The 17601-nt window shown below is 61.9% G+C and carries 12 protein-coding genes; 7 read left to right on the forward strand and 5 right to left on the reverse strand.

Features of this window, described 5'->3' with window-relative positions; all coding sequences use genetic code 11:
- The first annotated feature begins 78 nt into the window (after nucleotides 1–78).
- Both HKK57_RS22285 and HKK57_RS22290 read left to right on the forward strand, forming a co-directional pair.
- Nucleotides 79–2469 (forward strand): TonB-dependent receptor, encoded by a 2391-nt coding sequence (locus HKK57_RS22285; protein ID WP_029291281.1) that lies wholly within the window; start codon nucleotides 79–81, stop codon nucleotides 2467–2469.
- Nucleotides 2470–2633: 164 nt separating this feature from the next.
- Nucleotides 2634–2849: a TOBE domain-containing protein gene (locus HKK57_RS22290; RefSeq protein WP_003173733.1), complete on the forward strand. Its 216-nt coding sequence runs from the start codon at nucleotides 2634–2636 to the stop codon at nucleotides 2847–2849.
- Nucleotides 2850–2868: 19 nt separating this feature from the next.
- Here HKK57_RS22290 and HKK57_RS22295 read toward each other — a convergent pair whose 3' ends face one another.
- From HKK57_RS22295 to HKK57_RS22305, 3 genes are read right to left on the reverse strand one after another with little or no spacing between them, the layout of a single operon-like run.
- Nucleotides 2869–4017: a MalY/PatB family protein gene (locus tag HKK57_RS22295; protein ID WP_092237046.1), complete on the reverse strand. Its 1149-nt coding sequence runs from the start codon at nucleotides 4015–4017 to the stop codon at nucleotides 2869–2871.
- 49 nt (nucleotides 4018–4066) lie between these two features.
- Nucleotides 4067–4747: a Crp/Fnr family transcriptional regulator gene (locus HKK57_RS22300; RefSeq protein ID WP_029291299.1), complete on the reverse strand. Its 681-nt coding sequence runs from the start codon at nucleotides 4745–4747 to the stop codon at nucleotides 4067–4069.
- A gap of 47 nt (nucleotides 4748–4794) precedes the next feature.
- On the reverse strand, nucleotides 4795–5682 hold the full coding sequence (locus tag HKK57_RS22305; protein ID WP_070994245.1) for a LysR family transcriptional regulator: 888 nt from the start codon (nucleotides 5680–5682) through the stop codon (nucleotides 4795–4797).
- Between the two features lie 113 nt (nucleotides 5683–5795).
- On the opposite strand from HKK57_RS22305, the gene HKK57_RS22310 reads away from it, so the two are divergent.
- The gene (locus HKK57_RS22310; RefSeq protein WP_237150437.1) at nucleotides 5796–6656 is read left to right on the forward strand and encodes a DMT family transporter; all 861 of its coding nucleotides are present in this window, start codon (nucleotides 5796–5798) and stop codon (nucleotides 6654–6656) included.
- Nucleotides 6657–6795: 139 nt separating this feature from the next.
- Here the strand turns inward: HKK57_RS22310 and narL are convergent, their stop codons facing one another.
- Nucleotides 6796–7443: a two-component system response regulator NarL gene (gene narL, locus HKK57_RS22315; RefSeq protein ID WP_029291304.1), complete on the reverse strand. Its 648-nt coding sequence runs from the start codon at nucleotides 7441–7443 to the stop codon at nucleotides 6796–6798.
- Nucleotides 7440–9245, reverse strand: coding sequence for a HAMP domain-containing protein (locus HKK57_RS22320; protein ID WP_092237037.1), 1806 nt, complete (start codon nucleotides 9243–9245; stop codon nucleotides 7440–7442). The genes narL and HKK57_RS22320 overlap by 4 nt, the downstream gene beginning before the upstream one ends.
- 310 nt (nucleotides 9246–9555) lie before the next feature.
- Between HKK57_RS22320 and HKK57_RS22325 the strand changes: the two genes are divergently transcribed.
- The 4 genes from HKK57_RS22325 (at nucleotide 9556) to narH (ending at nucleotide 17599) form a co-directional block, all read left to right on the forward strand.
- Entirely contained in the window at nucleotides 9556–10821 is a 1266-nt protein-coding gene (locus HKK57_RS22325; RefSeq protein WP_050492699.1) for an MFS transporter, read from the forward strand.
- A complete protein-coding gene (locus HKK57_RS22330) occupies nucleotides 10818–12215 on the forward strand; it encodes a NarK family nitrate/nitrite MFS transporter (RefSeq protein WP_070994248.1) in 1398 nt (465 codons plus the stop codon). The genes HKK57_RS22325 and HKK57_RS22330 overlap by 4 nt, the downstream gene beginning before the upstream one ends.
- 70 nt (nucleotides 12216–12285) lie before the next feature.
- Nucleotides 12286–16059: a nitrate reductase subunit alpha gene (locus HKK57_RS22335; protein WP_029291314.1), complete on the forward strand. Its 3774-nt coding sequence runs from the start codon at nucleotides 12286–12288 to the stop codon at nucleotides 16057–16059.
- A gap of 1 nt (nucleotide 16060) precedes the next feature.
- Nucleotides 16061–17599, forward strand: a complete 1539-nt coding sequence (gene narH, locus HKK57_RS22340; RefSeq protein WP_029291316.1) for a nitrate reductase subunit beta — start codon at nucleotides 16061–16063, stop codon at nucleotides 17597–17599.
- Nucleotides 17600–17601: the final 2 nt, after the last annotated feature.

Genomic DNA, 17601 nt, shown 5'->3' on the forward strand with positions numbered 1-17601 from the left:
CCAGTTTGAACGATCGTGTCCCTTTTTTTCGGCTCGCCTGTCATCCAAGGCAAGTGAACGAAAACAGAGAGCCTTTCAATGCCTGTCGTCCCGCCATCGCTACTGCGCCTGAGTCTGGTCCTGAGCCTGAGTGCCAGCCCAATGTTTATCCCTGTGAGCTGGGCCGAGGACGCGGCCCGGCGCAGTTACCAAGTGCCCGCCGGCAGCCTGGGCAGCGCCTTGACCCGCTTTGCCGGGCTGGCCGGGGTCAATCTGTCGGTGGACCCGGCCCTGGTCGGCGGTCGCCAAAGCGCCGGGATTTCCGGTGAGTTTGCCGTCGAAGAAGGCTTCGCACGCCTGCTGCAAGGCTCGGGCCTGCAATTGCAAACGGTGGGTGAGCGTGCCTACACCTTGATCCCCGCACCACAGGGCGGTGCTTATCAGTTGCCAGCCACCTCGATTCTGGGGACCGCGAACACACCCGTTGCCCAAACCTACGCCGGTGACCAAGTGACACGCAAAGGCGCCCAGGGCCTGTTGGGCGATAACGATTTTATGGATACCCCGTTCAACCTCACGTCCTACACCGCCAAGGCGGTGAAGAACCTGCAGGCGCGGACCCTCGGCGAGATGGTTGCCAGCGACCCTTCGGTGCGCATCACCAACCCCGCCGGTGGGCGTTTCGAGCAGTTTTCGGTGCGTGGTTTCAGCCTGTTCAACAGCGATGTGTCCTACGGCGGCCTCTATGGCGTGCTGCCGACTTACGCCATCGACATGGAAATGGTCGAGCGCGTCGATATCCTCAAGGGCCCCGGCGCCTTGCTCGGTGGTATCGCGCCGCGGGGCAGTATCGGTGGCGGGATCAATATCGAGCCCAAGCGTGCCGCCGATGCACCGCTTACCGAGTTCACTGGCAGCTATGCCTCGGCCGGGCAGTTCGGTGGTGCGGTGGATATCGGTCGGCGGTTTGGCGACGAGCAGCAGTTTGGCGTGCGTTTCAATGGCGTGAAGCAATCCGGCGATACCGAATGGGATCACCAGGAGGTCGACCGCGAAATGACCGTGATCGGCCTCGACTACCGCAAGGAGCGAGTGCGCCTGTCCCTCGACCTCGGGCGTCAGGAACGCACCGCCGACGCGCCCCAGGAGCGCGTGGAAGTTGCCAGGGGCAGCGTGATGCCCAAGGCCCGCGACATCCGCGACAACTTTGCCCAATCCTGGACGTACTCCCATACCAAGGACACCTTTGGCGCGGTGCGTGGCGAGTTTGATGTCAGCGATTCGCTGATGGTCTACGCCGCCGCCGGTGCGCGCAAAGGCAACTACGACTTCCTGCGCCACGGCGTGCAGGCGACCCAGAGCAATGGCGACTTCACGGTAGTGCCGCGCAGCTTCCGCCGCGACGAAGACGTCAAGACCGCCACTGTGGGCGCGCGCAGTTGGTTCAATACCGGTCCTGTAGGGCACACGCTCAATGTCAGCCTCAACCAGTTCAACATGGATTTCGACAATGCCGGCGAGCGCTATACCCCCGGCAGGAGCAACCTCTACAACCCGGTGGTGTTGCCCCGTCCAGGCCAGGCTGTGCGCTGGGACACCAGCACCCACACCGAAAACCGCTTCACCAGCCTGGCTTTGGCCGACACCCTGGCCTTCTTCGATGAACGGGTACTGCTGACCCTGGGTGCACGCCTGCAAAAGGTCCAGGTCACGTCCTGGAGCAATGGCATCAAGGACCAGCCGGAGTACGACGAACAAGCGACCTCGCCGGCCCTGGGCCTGGTGGTGAAAGTCACCGATCAACTGTCCCTGTACACCAACTACATGGAAGGCCTGAGCCAGGGCGAGACCGCACCTTCGAGCGGGGTAAACAATGAAAACGCGATCTTCCCACCGACCAAGAGCAAGCAGGTGGAGGTCGGCGCCAAGTACGACATGGGCAGCTTTGGCATGACGGCCAGCGTGTTCCAGATCAAGCAGCCGGCCTATGGCATCGACAACCAGGGCTTCTTCAAACCCAATGGCGAATTGCGCAACCAGGGCGTGGAACTGAACGTGTTTGGCGAACCCCTGGCCGGCGTGCGCCTGCTCGGCGGGGTGATGCTGCTCGACAGCGAACAGACCAAGACCGCCCAGGGCCTGACCGACGGCAAGCGCGGCACCGGTGCGCCAGTGGCCAACGTCAACCTGGGTGCCGAATGGGATATCCCACGCCTGCAAGGCCTGACCCTGACCGCCCGCGCGATTCATACCGGCGCGCAGTACCTGGACGCGGCCAACCAGCAGAAGATCGACAATTGGGAACGCTACGACCTGGGGGCGCGCTACACCTTCAAGGTCAAGGAAAACCCAGTGACCCTGCGTGCGACTGTGGAGAACGTGCTGAACACGACCTACTGGGCATCGGCCGCGACCTCCAGCGACAGCGCGCCAGGCCTGACCCTGTCTACGCCGCGTACCTGGCTGGTGTCGGCAACAGTAGGTTTTTGACCAAACCCATGTAGGAGCCGGCAAGCCGGCTCCTACAGGGTTTTACATATTCCTATATGGAATAAATAAATAGTTATTTATTCCTTTTGTTGTTGGTGCGAATGGCGCATTTTGAAGGCCTGCGCATTCGTGCGGATTGACCCAACAGTGAAAGGAAAACCGACATGACCATCAAAGCGATCAACGTGCGCAACCAGTTCAAAGGCGTGATCAAGGAAATCCTGCTCGGCGAAGTGGTGTCCGAGATCGACGTGCAAACCGCGTCCGGGATTGTCACCTCGGTGATCACCACACGTTCGGTGCGTGACCTGGAGTTGAAGGTGGGCAGTGAAGTGATTGCCTTCGTCAAATCCACCGAGGTGTCCATCGCCAAGCTCTGATCAGCCGCCAGGGCCGCACCTACAGGTTTTGCAGGCTGCGTTCCAGGCGTGAAATACCTTCTTCGAGCAATGCCCGCGGGCAGCCAAAGTTCAAGCGTACGAACTGTTGGCTGTCATCGCCAAATTCCACGCCCGCACTCAAGCCTACCTTGGCCTGCTCAAGGAAAAACCGCTGTGGGTCTTCCAGGCCCAGGGCGCTGCAATCCAGCCAGGCCAGGTAGGTACCTTGAGGCGCATGCATGACCACCCCCGGCAGGCGTTTTTGCACGGCATCCACCAGGTAGTCGCGGTTGCCTTGCAGGTACGTGACCAACGCCTCCAACCACTCACCACATTGGCTATACGCCGCCCAGGTGGCTTCCAGGCCCAACGGGCTGACGCTATCGACCATGCCGCAGCGTGCCTTGTTGAAGCGCTCGCGGATGAGTGGGTCCTGGACAATCGCAAAGCAGGTCTTCAGGCCGGCGACGTTGTAGGCCTTGCTCGCGGACATCAGGGTGATGGTGCGCCGTGCGATCTCTGCACTCAACGAGGCGGTAGGGATATGCCGGCGCCCGTCGAAGCACAGCTCGGCATGGATCTCATCGGAGACAATCAGCGTGCCTTGTTCCAGGCAGGCATTGGCGACGGCCAGCAGTTCCTCGCGGGCAAACACCTTGCCCAGAGGGTTGTGGGGGTTGCTCAACAGCAGTGCACCGGCACCTTTCAAGGCCTGGCGCAAGGCGGGCAGGGGGGTGAGGTATTCGCCCTGGTCGCTCAGTTCAAACGGCACTTCGATCTTCGGCAGGTTCCAGTTGCCCGCTGCATGGCGCAGCGGCGCGTAGTTGGGGGTTTGCAAGACCACCGACTGGCCCGGTTGGACAAAGGCATGCAAGGCCATGTTGAAGCCTGGCTCGACACCCGGCAGGAACAGCAATTCATCGGGCTGCACGCGCCAGGCGTACTTGTGCCACAGGTCGCTGATGATCGCCTCGCGCACTTCAGGCCGGGCGACGCTGTAGCCGAGCATCTGCTGGTCCAGGCGCGCGTGCAGGGCCTTGAGGATCGCCGGCGGGGCGGCGATGTCCATGTCGGCAATCCACATCGGCAAGACGTCTTCGGGGTAGCGGCTCCACTTGGTGCTGCCGGTGCCGAGGCGAGGGTGGATCGTGTCGAAATCAAAGCTCATGGGGGCGCTCGTGTCAGGAAGGCGGGCGAAGAATGGCGTCGATTCTAAGTCAGCCGGCCTGATAGGTCATCAACTGCTCCTCGCACAGGATGCGGATCGTGCGCCGTTGTACATCGATCAGTCCGGCGTCTACCAGCCGATGCAGGATCCGCGAAAACGTCTCTGGCTGAATCCCCAGTTTGGAGGCCACCAGACGCTTGGGCACCTGCAGCACCACATCGCCGCTGGCCAGGTCGCGCTCCTGGATCAGAAAGTTGATGACCCGGCGACTGGCATTGGCCAGGCTCAGGGTGTCGATGTCCTTGAGGCGTTGATGCAGGTGGATGCTCATGGTGCCGAGGATTGCCAGGCAGATCTGCGGCTGGTCTTCCAGGGCCTTGCGGTAATGATGGCCCTCGATGGTAACCAGCACGCTGTCCTTGAGCGCCGTGGCACTCACCGGGTAGGCCTTGGCCTGACTGAACAGCAGGGCTTCGGCAAAGGTCTGGCCGGGGCGAATGACTTCCACCAGATGCTCCTGGCCTTCACCGGTGACCCGGTGCAACTTGACCTGGCCACTGATCAACAGGAAAAACCGCTCGGCGGGGTCGCCCTGATGCATCAAGGTCGCGTGCCCGGGCAGGCGCTTGAGATTGGCCAGGGTACAGACGTCCTGGAAGATTTTTTCCGGCAAGGGGCTGAACAGATGATGCCGGCGCAGGGTTAAAACGATGGATGGGTGGGTCAGCATGGCGTACCTCCGCTCCCCCCCATGGTAGGGCGCAAGGCTTGCCGGGCCTATGCCTCGTTGGAGGTAGCCCCGAGGAGGCAGTGATCGCGCAGCAGTGCCGAAAATGCATCCCGGGCCGGATGGCAGCCTGTGTTGGCGTGCCAGTAAAACCGGTTGTCGATGCGCGTCAGTTCCGCGAACTCGTGGCCTTGCCAGTTGGCGCCCTGACGATATTGCTCGTAGATCCCCCGTGGTACCAGCGCGGCGCCGCTGCCGGCGCTGACACAGCCGATAATCGTACCGTAGCTGGCGATGCTGACGATTGACGCGACTTGGCCGTGGCGTGACAACCACTGCTCCAGTGCCAGGCGATACGGGCAGCCGGTCGGCCACATAAACAGGGTCAGGCCCTGCAGGTCGGTCACGGTGCGCACCGGCCCCAGGGACGTGGGGGCGATCAGCACCAGGTCTTCGCTATACAGCAGCGTGCTTTCCAGCCCGGGGCGTTGCACATCCACGGCGACAATCGCCGCATCCAGCCGATGGTGCTGGATATCATCGAGCAACTGCGACCAGGTGCCGGTGCTCAACGCCAACGACACTTGTGGGTACAGCGCGTGGTAGCGCGCCAGCAAATGGGGCAAGCGCCCCGTAGCACTGGACTCGATAGCCCCGATCCGCAGGTGCCCATGGGGCGCGCCACCAGGTGCGACGGCACGCCGGGAGGCTTCGGTGAGGTCGAGGATTTTCGTCGCGTATTCGATAAACACTTCGCCCGCAGGACTGACCCGCAGGCCCCGGCCCTCACGCAGGAACAACGCGACCCCGAGCTCCTGCTCCAGGGACTTGAGCCGTGCGGTGATATTGGACGGCACGCAATGCAGCTTTGCGGCTGCACGGGCGATGCTGCCCAACTCGTAGACCGTCTTGAACATGCGCAGTTGGGACAGTTCCATGGTTCACCTGAAGTGAAGAGTGGGCTCAGTTTAAGTCACTTTTTTCAGGGCTTGGGTTTTCTCATACTTTTGCCAGGCAGTGCCTGTGTGCTGCCACGTCCTTGAGAATGCTCATGCCCCACGCAAAAGTTGTCCTGGCGACCCTCTTCGTCATCCTCTGCTGGGCGTATTCGCCTGTCGGCATCCATATCGCGCTGCAGGCCTATGCGCCCGACAATCTGGCTGTGCTGCGCTTTTTGATTGCTTCGGTGTTTATGGCCGGGGTGGCCTGGTGCAAGGGTATTGCACGGCCCCGGGTCCGGGATTTGCCTTTGTTTGCGGTGTTGGGATTGTTTGCGGTGACGCTGCACCACATCGCCCTCAACTACGGCCAGCGCGGTGTGAGTGCCGGCGCCGCCAGCGTCCTGGCGCAATCGACGCCACTGTTCAGCGCATTGCTCGCCAGCACGTTGTTCAGGGAGCGGCTCGGCGCCTGGCAATGGGCTTGTGTCCTCGGCGGCCTGCTCGGTGCCGGAGTCGTGGCGGTGGGGGATCGGGGCTTGGGCGAACTGGATGGGCATGGCGTGTTGATCCTGCTGGCAGCGGCGTCCTGGAGCCTGTATTTCGCCCTGCAAAAGCGTTACTCACAGCGTTATGACGGACTGACAATGGTGTGTTTCACCCTCTGGTCAGGTACGGCGTTGCTGCTGGTGTATCTGCCCGGATTACCGGAGGAAGTGGCCCAGGCTCCGGTGTCGGTGAACCTGGCAGTGCTGGTGCTGGGCATCTTTCCCAGTGCGCTGGCCTACCTGGCCTGGGCTTATGTACTGACGCACAGCCAGGTCAGTCGGGCAGCGATTGCGCTTTATCTCATACCGCCGGTGGCGATGGTGATGGCATGGGTGATATTGGCGCAGCGACCTTCGATGATGGTGATTGTGGGGACGGTTATTGTTTTGGCGAGTGTGGGGGCGTTGACGGTGAAAGTGCGGTAATGCAACGCCAGAGCGCGCAGCTGCATTCCCCTGTAGGAGCTGGCTTGCCTGCGATCACGCCAGCAAGAACACCTCGGGGTGTCAGATACCCAACGTCATCGTTAACGACCCTCGCAGGCAAGCCAGCTCCCACAAAACCCTACCCAGCCTGGCGCAAATGCTCCATCGCCCACACCGCAGCCTCCACCCGCGAGCGCAACCCCAGTTTGTGCAGCAGATTCTTCACATGCACCTTCACCGTGCCCTCGGTAATCCCCAGCTTGTGCCCGATCACCTTATTGCTGTAACCCCCGGCGATGGTCTTCAACACCTGCCGCTCGCGCTCGGTCAGTTCAACCGCGGCATGGGGTTGGGGTGAGCGCAGGGCCTGGGCCAGCACGCGCGTCAGGCCAGGGCTGATCACCAGGGCGCCGTGCAGGGCATCGCGGATGTACTGGATCAGCAGTTCCGGCTCCATGTCCTTGAGCAGATAACCGTTGGCATCCAGGCGCAGGGCGTCGCGGATGTCGTCTTCGGCATCGGACACGGTAAACAGCAAGACCTTGCCGCCATAGGCCATGGCGCGCAGGCGGCGCAGGGTTTCCAGGCCGTTCATTTGCGGCATGTTGTTGTCCAGCAACACCAGGTCCGGTTGCAACGATTCGATCAGCCCCAGGGCTTCCTCGCCATTGCCGGCTTCGCCCACCACGTGCAGGTCATCTTCCAGTTCGAGCATCTGGCGCATGCCGTGGCGCATCATCGGGTGGTCGTCGACGAGCAGGATGCCGTGGCGGTGTGGGGTGTTCATGACAGGCTACCTTGTTGTAAAGACTGCCCGAGGAATTCCGGGCGAAACAGCAAATGTACCCGTGTGCCTTGGGGCTCGCGGGCAGAAATATCCAGTTGGCCGTGCAGGCTGCGGGCGCGTTCATCCATGATGTTCAGGCCGTGGTGTTCGCGTTGGTCCACCGGCTCGCTGAAGCCGCGGCCGTCGTCTTCAATGCTCAAGCTCACGGTTTCGCCGTGCTGGCGCAGTTGCAGCCAGGCGTTCTCGGCATGGGCGTGGCGCAGGCAGTTGGACAAGGCTTCACGGGTCACCTGCAACAGGTGGATCTGTTCACTGGCTGACAGTTGGAAGGCGAGGGCGTCCACATGCAGGTGCACTTGGAATTCGCCACGGCGCGAGAACTCCTCGGCGGTGTCTTTGAGCTCCTGGACCAGCCCGGCATCGTGGATTTGCAGGCGGAAGGTGGTCAGCAACTCACGCAGTTGCCGATAGGCGTTGTTCAGGCCTTCGCGCAGTTCGCCGGTGACGGTTTCCAGGGTGGCCTTGGGTTCGTCACGGCGCAGCAGGGTCTGCATGCGGCTGACTTGCAGCTTCATATACGACAGCGCTTGCGCCAGGGAGTCATGCAGTTCGCGGGCGATGATCGTGCGTTCATCCAGCAGTAACAGGCGGTGGTCCTGTTCACGCTGGCGCTTGAGGGACAGCGAGGTGCCAATCAGGTTGGCCAGCGCCTGGATCAGCTGTTTTTCCCAGTCCTGGGGCGCATGCCCGTCGACGAAATGCGCCTTGAGTTCGCCCAACTCTGCGCCCTGGTTGCTGATGCTGAACACCTGGGGCGGGGCCACGTGATGCCGTTCGCAGGTGGCGCAGTCGCCAATGGCGCAGACGTTGCGGCTGTTTTCACCATGCAGCGCGAGCATCTGCTGTGCCGGGGCGAGGAAGTGCCCTTGCAGGCACAGCGACAGGCGCAGGCCCGGCAGGCGCTTCTGGAAGCGCCGGATCAATTCGTCGAGGCCTTCGGCGTTGGCCAGGCGCGTGGCCAGGCTGCGGCTGCTCTCGTAGAGCAACTCGAGGGCGGCGTTGGCTTGTTGCAGGTTGAGGGTCTTGTGCTGCACCTGGCTTTCCAGGGTGCGGTGGGACTGCTCGATGGTTTCGGCCAGGGTGTTGAAGCTCAGGGCCAACTGGCCAAGCTCGTCTTGGGAGCGGTGATTGACCCGCGCCGTGTAGTCACCCTCACGAAAGCGTCGCGTTGCATCCACCAACTCCTTCAAGGGCGTGACCACGCCGTACTGCAATTCATACAGCCCCAGCAGCAGGATGATCAGGGTGCTGAACAGCGCCAGGCCCTGGATCAGCTGTTGCCAGCCTTGTTTGTGCTCGCTCTGCTGCTGCAACAGGCTGACGAACTGGTTCAGTTGCTCGACAAAGGCTGGCGCGCGTTCGCGGAACAGGGCGCCGTCGCCACGCTCGATGGCCGGGCGCAGCTCCAGGTTCCAGTGTTGCTGGATCTGCTGGTAGCTCTGTTGCAGGGCGCTCTGGGGGCCGTCTTCCAGCACTGCTTTCAATGACTGGCTGTCCAGGCGCCGTTGCAGGCTTTGGGTGATGGCCTGGATCTCGTCGGCGGGGGCATGGTCGGCGAGTTTCCAGCTCAGGTGGTAGGTCTCCATGCGCACCGAGCCTGCGGTGTTGATGGCCGCGCCGTCGCCCTGGCTGAACCAGGCGATCAGCCCGGCGCTCAGGGAACTGGCCAGGGCCAGGATCGCAATCAGGATCACCGCGACACCGGCCCGCGCGGGCAGGGAGCTGCGCAGCCAGTTAAACATCACGGCGTAATCGAAGGAGGAAGAACAGCAGCATGGCGGCACCTGGCAAGGAAAACAGCATTGAATTCTGCAATCCCTGGCGCACTACCTCTAAAGAGTTGCCGGCGAACCCTCCCACGGGAAAAAACCGGCACAAGAGACCAATCCATTGATAAGTAAAGACTTTCTCTTGTTATTTGGCCTACCTCCTTGGAGGTAGATGGGGCAAGCATAGGCCAATACCCCCCAGGCGGACGTTGATCTGGGTCAAGTTCTGCGAGGACGTCGCCCCTAACCTGCGCTCATGGAATCACTTCTGGGAGCGCAAACCGTGACTCAACCCCGTGTAAGACAAGGCCTGGTGCTGGGCATGAGTACGCTGGCCTTCACCGTGTGCTTTATGGTCTGGATGATGTTCGCCGTCCTTGGCGTGCCGATCAAAGAGCTGCTGCAACTCAACGAAACCCAGTTCGGCCTGCTGGCCGCCACCCCCGTGTTGACCGGCTCCCTGGTGCGCCTGCCCCTGGGCCTGCTGACGGACCGCTTCGGCGGGCGCATCGTGTTCTTTGTACTGATGCTCACCTGCGTGCTGCCGCTGTACCTGATCACCTATGCCACCGCCTTCTGGCAATTCCTGGTGCTGGGGCTGTTTGTCGGCCTGGCGGGCGGCTCGTTCTCGGTGGGCATCGCCTATGTCGCCAAGTGGTTCGACAAGGACAACCAGGGCTTTGCCATGGGCGTGTTCGGTGCCGGCAACGCCGGGGCGGCGGTGACCAAGTTTCTTGCGCCGGCCCTGATCGCCCTGGGTACCTGGCACCTGGTGCCGAAGGTGTTCAGCGCGATCCTGTTTATCACCGCGCTGCTGTTCTGGTTCCTCACCAGCGAAAACAAGGCCCACCGCAATGCCAGTGGCGCGACCTTTCGCGAGCAGTTGCTGTGCCTCAAGGACCCGGCCGTGTGGCGCTACTGCCAGTACTACTCGATTGTGTTCGGTGGCTACGTGGCCCTGGCGCTGTGGGCGACCAAGTACTACGTGCAGGAATACGGCTTCAGCCTGCAAAGTGCCGCGCTGCTGGCCGCGTGTTTTTCCCTGCCGGGTGGGGTGTTGCGCGCCGTAGGCGGCTGGATGTCCGACCGCTGGGGCGCACAAAGCGTGACCTGGTGGGTGTTGTGGGTGAGCTGGATCTGCCTGTTCCTGCTCAGCTACCCGCAGACCCAATTGCAGGTGCAGACCGTCAACGGCCCGCTGGATTTCCATATCGGCCTCAACGCCACCGTCTTCACCATCCTGCTGTTTGTGATGGGCATCGCCTTCGCCTTCGGCAAGGCCTCGGTGTTCAAGTACATCGCCAATGACTACCCGCAAAACATGGGCGCGGTGTCCGGCATCGTCGGCCTGGCCGGGGGGCTGGGTGGCTTCGTGCTGCCGATCATGTTCGGCGCCCTGGTGGACCTCACCGGCGTGCGCTCTTCCTGCTTCATGTTGATGTACGGCGTGGTCTGGGTCTCCCTGACCTGGATGTACTTCAGTGAAATCCGCAAGCAACCGCTGCTCGGTAAAGCGGTGGCCCAGCCTCTCCAAGGAGAATCCGCATGACTATCGCGCAAAAGCCCAATTCGGGCCCGGTGATCCACGACTGGCGCCCCGAAGACCCTGCATTCTGGGGCGCCAGCGGCAAACAGACCGCGACCCGCAACCTGTGGATCTCGATCCCGGCGCTGCTGTTGGCCTTCGCTGTATGGATGGTATGGAGCACGGTAATCGTGCGCCTGAACGCCATCGGCTTTAGCTTCACCACCGATCAGCTGTTCTGGCTGGCCGCCTTGCCGGGCCTGTCCGGTGCCACCTTGCGCGTGTTCTATTCGTTCATGGTGCCGATCTTCGGTGGCCGCCGCTGGACCGCCCTGAGCACCGCGTCGCTGCTGATTCCCTCGTTGTGGATGGGCTTTGCGGTGCAGGACCCCAGCACTTCCTACAGCGTATTTGTGCTGATCGCGCTGCTGTGCGGTTTCGGCGGCGGCAACTTCGCCTCGAGCATGTCCAACATCAGCTTCTTCTACCCCAAGTCCCAGCAAGGCACGGCCCTGGGCCTGAACGCCGGCCTGGGTAACCTCGGCGTGTCGGTGATGCAGTTCTGCGTGCCGCTGGTGATCACCTTTGGTGTGTTCGGCCTGCTCGGTGGTCAGCCGCAGACCCTGGAAGACGGCAGCCAGTTGTGGCTGCAGAACGCTGGCTTTATCTGGGTGCCGTTCATTATCACCGTGACCCTGTTTGCCTGGTTCGGCATGAACGACCTGTCCAGCGCCCGTGCTTCGTTCAGCGAGCAGGCAGTGATCTTCAAGCGCAAGCACAACTGGTTGATGTGCTGGTTGTACCTGGCGACTTTCGGTTCCTTCATCGGCTTCTCGGCCGCCTTCCCGATGCTGATCAAGACTTCGTTTCCGGACGTCAACGCTTTGAAATTCGCATTCCTCGGCCCGCTGGTAGGCGCCCTGGTACGCCCATTGGGCGGCTGGCTGGCAGACAAACTGGGCGGTGCGCGGGTGACCCTGTGGAACTTCGTGCTGATGATCGTGATGGTGTTTGGCGTCCTGCACTTTCTGCCACTGAACGGCCAGGGCGGCAGCTTCTACGGCTTCCTTGGCCTGTTCATGCTGCTGTTCATCACCACTGGCATCGGCAACGGCTCCACCTTCCGCATGATCCCGGTGATCTTCCGCACCCAGCATGAAAAAGCCAGCGCCGGCAAACCTGCCGCCGTGCGTGAGCAAGCCCTCAAGGATGCGACCAAGGAATCGGCAGCCGTGCTGGGCTTCAGTTCGGCCATGGGCGCCTTCGGTGCGTTCTTCATTCCCAAGACCTTTGGCTCGTCCATGGCCTACACCGGCAGCCCGGCATTGGCCTTCTACATGTTCGTCGGCTTCTACCTGAGCTGCATTGTCGTGACCTGGTGGTGGTATGCGCGCAAAGGCGCCGAGACCCCCTGCTGAGTCGACCCCGAATTCAAACCTTGCGTGGGCGGGGCACAGAACCCCGCAGCAAGCCTGAGAGGAAAGCACCATGAGTCATTTACTCGATCAACTGCGGTTCTTCAATCGCAAGCAAGACGAATTCTCCGAAGGTCACGGCGAGACCCGCAAAGAGTCCCGCGACTGGGAGAACGTCTACCGTTCGCGCTGGCAGTACGACAAGATCGTGCGTTCCACCCACGGGGTGAACTGCACCGGCTCGTGCTCGTGGAAGATCTACGTGAAGAACGGCCTGATCACCTGGGAAACCCAGCAGACCGATTACCCGCGCACCCGCAACGACTTGCCCAACCATGAGCCGCGCGGCTGCCCCCGTGGCGCGAGCTACAGCTGGTATATCTACAGCGCCAACCGCCTGAAGTACCCGAAGATCCGCAAGCCATTGCTCAAACTGTGGCGCGAGGCGCGCCTGACCCTGTCGCCGGTCGAGGCCTGGGCGAGCATTGTCGAGGACAAGGTCAAGGCCGACTCCTATAAAAGCAAACGCGGCATGGGCGGCTTCATCCGTTCCAACTGGGATGAAGTCAACGAGATCATCGCTGCGTCCAACGTCTACACCATCAAGCAATATGGCCCGGACCGCATCGTTGGCTTCTCGCCGATCCCGGCCATGTCCATGGTCAGCTATGCCGCCGGTTCCCGTTACCTGTCGTTGATTGGCGGCGTGTGCCTGAGTTTCTACGACTGGTACTGCGACCTGCCACCGGCCTCGCCGATGGTCTGGGGCGAGCAGACCGACGTGCCGGAATCGGCCGACTGGTACAACTCCAACTACATCATTGCCTGGGGCTCCAACGTCCCGCAGACCCGTACCCCAGACGCGCACTTCTTCACCGAGGTGCGCTACAAGGGCACCAAGACCGTGGCCATCACCCCCGACTATTCGGAAGTGGCCAAGCTTACCGACCTGTGGCTCAACCCTAAGCAGGGCACTGACGCCGCGTTGGCCCAGGCGTTCAACCATGTGATCTTCAAAGAATTTCACCTGGACAAGCCCAGCGCGTACTTCACCGACTATGCCAAGCGCTACACCGACTTGCCGGTGCTGGTGATGCTCAAGCCCATGACCGGCTTTGCCCCGGGCGCAGGCTTCCAGCCCGACCGCTTTTTGCGCGCGTCGGACCTGGTCGACAATCTGGGCCAGGACAACAACCCGGAATGGAAAACCATCGCCCTCGACGAGAGCGGCGAACTGGTCTCGCCACAAGGCGCCATCGGCTATCGCTGGGGCGAGAAGGGCAAGTGGAACATCCTCGCCAAAGAAGGCGGTGAAGGCCGCGAGATCGACCTGAAACTGAGCCTGATCGGCGATGACGTCGCCGAAGTGGCGTTCCCGTATTTTGCCGGTGAAGCCCACGACTACTTCCAGCACGTGGCCGGCGATGCCGTGCAGTTCCGTCGGGTGCCGGTGCACAGCGTGACCCTGGCTGATGGCACGGTGGCCAAAGTGGCGACGGTGTTCGACCTGTCCGCCGCCAACCTGGCCATCGACCGTGGCCTGGGCGGCAGCAATGTGGCCAAGGACTACAACGACGCCAGCGTGCCGGGTACACCGGCCTGGCAGGAAGCAATCACCGGCGTCAGCCGCGAGAAGGCGATCCAGATCGCCCGCGAGTTTGCCGACAACGCCGACAAGACCCGTGGTCGCTCGATGATCATCGTCGGCGCGGCGATGAACCACTGGTACCACATGGACATGAACTACCGCGGGCTGATCAATATGCTCATGCTCTGCGGTTGCGTCGGCCAGACCGGTGGCGGTTGGGCGCACTATGTGGGCCAGGAAAAACTGCGCCCGCAATGCGGCTGGCTGCCCCTGGCCTTTGGTTTGGACTGGAACCGTCCGCCACGCCAAATGAACGGCACCAGCTTCTTCTATGGCCACAGCTCGCAATGGCGCCACGAGAAGATGAGCATGCACGACATCCTCTCGCCGCTGGCCGACAAGTCGCAGTTCCCCGAGCATGCCCTGGACTACAACATCCGCGCCGAACGCGCCGGCTGGTTGCCCAGCGCGCCACAACTCAATACCAACCCGCTGCATATCTGCCGCGACGCGGCGGCCGCTGGCATGGACCCGAAAGACTACGTGGTCAAGTCCTGGCAGGACGGCAGCTTGCGCTTTGCCTGCGAGCAGCCAGACAGCCCGGTGAACTTCCCGCGCAACATGTTTATCTGGCGTTCCAACCTGCTCGGTTCGTCGGGCAAGGGCCATGAGTACATGCTCAAGTACCTGCTGGGCACCAAGAACGGGGTGATGAACGAAGACATCGGCCACAGCACCGAATGCAAGCCGACCGAGGCCGAGTGGGTCGAAGACGGCGCCATCGGCAAGCTGGACCTGGTGACCACCCTGGACTTCCGTATGTCCTCCACCTGCGTCTATTCCGACATCGTGTTGCCGACCGCAACCTGGTACGAAAAAGACGACATGAACACCTCGGACATGCACCCGTTCATTCACCCGCTGTCGGCGGCGATCGATCCGGCGTGGGAGTCGCGTTCGGACTGGGAAATCTACAAAGGTATCGCCAAGGCGTTCTCGGCCATGTCGGTCGGCCACTTGGGCGTGGAACAAGACCTGGTCACCGTGCCGTTGATGCATGACAGCGTCGGCGAACTGGCCCAGCCGTTTGGCGGCACCGACTGGAAAAGCGCCGGTGTGGCGCCGGTACCGGGCAAGAACGCGCCAAACATGGCGGTGGTGGAGCGCGATTACCCGAACATCTACAAGCAGTTCTCGTCCCTGGGCCCGATGCTGGAAAAACTCGGCAACGGCGGCAAGGGCATCAACTGGAATACCGATGAGGAGGTCGAGTTCCTTGGCGAACTCAACCACCACGAAGGCGATGCCGGCATCAGCCATGGCCGGCCAAAGATCGACACCGCCATCGACGCCGCCGAAGTGATCCTGTCCCTGGCCCCGGAAACCAACGGCAAGGTGGCCTTGAAAGCCTGGGCCGCGCTGTCGGAATTCACCGGCATCGACCACAGCCACCTGGCGATTTCCAAGGCCCACGAAGCGATCCGCTTTCGCGATATCCAGGCGCAGCCGCGCAAGATCATCTCCAGCCCCACCTGGTCGGGCCTCGAAGACGAGCACGTGAGCTACAACGCCGGCTACACCAACGTCCATGAAAACATCCCATGGCGCACCATCACCGGCCGCCAGCAGTTCTACCAGGATCACCCGTGGATGCAGGCGTTCGGCGAGCAATTGATGAGCTACCGGCCACCGGTCAACACCCGCACCATCGAAGGGGTGAAGGGCAAGCGCAGCAATGGCGAGACCGAAATCGTCCTGAACTGGATTACTCCGCACCAGAAGTGGGGGATCCACAGCACCTACAGCGACAACCTGCTGATGCTCACCCTCAGCCGTGGCGGCCCGATTGTGTGGCTCTCGGAAATCGACGCCAAGCGCGCCGGGATCGAGGACAACGACTGGATCGAGTGCTTCAACGTCAACGGCGCCCTGACCGCCCGTGCGGTGGTCAGCCAGCGGGTCAAGGAAGGCATGGTGATGATGTACCACGCCCAGGAACGCATCGTGAACGTACCGGGTTCGGAAACCACCAAGACCCGTGGCGGCCACCACAACTCGGTGACCCGCGTGGTGCTCAAGCCGACCCACATGATCGGCGGCTATGCCCAGCAGGCCTACGGTTTCAACTATTACGGCACAGTCGGCTGCAACCGCGATGAATTCGTGGTGGTGCGCAAGATGGTCAAGGTCGATTGGCTCGATGGTTCCAGCGGTGATGATCTGCCGCGTCCATTGCCGACCGATATCGAGGAGAACTGAGATGAAGATTCGCTCACAAATCGGCATGGTCCTGAACCTGGACAAGTGCATCGGCTGCCACACCTGCTCCATCACCTGCAAAAACGTCTGGACCAGCCGCGAAGGCATGGAATACGCCTGGTTCAACAACGTTGAATCCAAGCCGGGCATTGGCTACCCCAAGGAGTGGGAAAACCAGGACAAGTGGAAGGGCGGCTGGATCCGTAACGCCAACGGCTCGATCAACCCACGTATCGGCGGCAAGTTCCGCGTGTTGGCGAACATCTTCGCCAACCCGGACCTGCCGAGCCTGGACGACTACTACGAGCCGTTCGACTTCGACTACCAGCACCTGCACACCGCGCCCCTGGGCGAGCACCAACCCACTGCGCGCCCGCGTTCGGTGGTGTCGGGCAAGCGCATGGAGAAAATCGAGTGGGGCCCCAACTGGGAAGAAATCCTCGGCACCGAGTTCGCCAAGCGCCGCAAGGACAAGAACTTCGACCAGATCCAGGCCGACATTTATGGCGAGTACGAAAACACCTTCATGATGTACCTGCCGCGCCTGTGCGAGCACTGCCTGAACCCGGCGTGCGCGGCGTCGTGCCCCAGCGGCGCGATCTACAAGCGTGAAGAGGACGGCATCGTCCTGATCGACCAGGAAAAATGCCGCGGCTGGCGCATGTGCATCAGCGGTTGCCCGTACAAGAAAATCTACTTCAACTGGAAAAGCGGCAAATCCGAGAAGTGCATCTTCTGCTACCCACGGATCGAAGCCGGCATGCCCACCGTCTGCGCAGAAACCTGCGTCGGGCGGATCCGTTACCTCGGCGTGTTGCTGTATGACGCCGACCGCATCAGCGAAGTGGCGAGCACCGCCAACGAGCACGACCTGTACGAGAAGCAGCTGGAAATCTTCCTCGACCCCAATGACCCGGCGGTGATCCGCCAGGCCCTGGCCGATGGTGTACCGCAGTCGGTGATCGACTCGGCCCAGCGTTCGCCGGTGTACAAAATGGCCGTGGACTGGAAGCTGGCGCTGCCGCTGCACCCGGAATACCGCACCTTGCCGATGGTCTGGTACGTGCCGCCGCTGTCGCCGATCCAGAACGCCGCCGCAGCTGGCACCGTGGGCATGAACGGGGTGATCCCGGATGTCGACAGCCTGCGCATCCCGCTGCGCTACCTGGCCAATATGCTGACTGCCGGTGACGAAAAGCCGGTCAAGCGTGCGCTTAAACGCCTGCTGGCCATGCGCGCCTTCAAGCGCTCACAGCAAGTGGACGGTGTGGAGGACCTGCAAGTGCTGGCCGACGTCGACCTGAGCGTTGCCCAGGTGGAAGAGATGTACCGCTACCTGGCGATTGCCAACTACGAAGACCGTTTTGTAGTGCCCAGCGCCCACCGTGAAGACGCGATGAGCGATGCGTTTGCCGAGCGTTCCGGTTGTGGTTTCAGCTTTGGCAGCGGCTGCAGTGGCAGCTCCGACACCAATATGTTCGGGGCGAAGAAGGCCAACCGCCGCGACGTGCTGAAAACCGTACAGATCTGGGAGGACTGAGC

Origin of the sequence: Pseudomonas sp. ADAK21, assembly GCF_012935735.1 — a bacterium.
GTDB classification, from domain to species: domain Bacteria; phylum Pseudomonadota; class Gammaproteobacteria; order Pseudomonadales; family Pseudomonadaceae; genus Aquipseudomonas; species Aquipseudomonas proteolytica.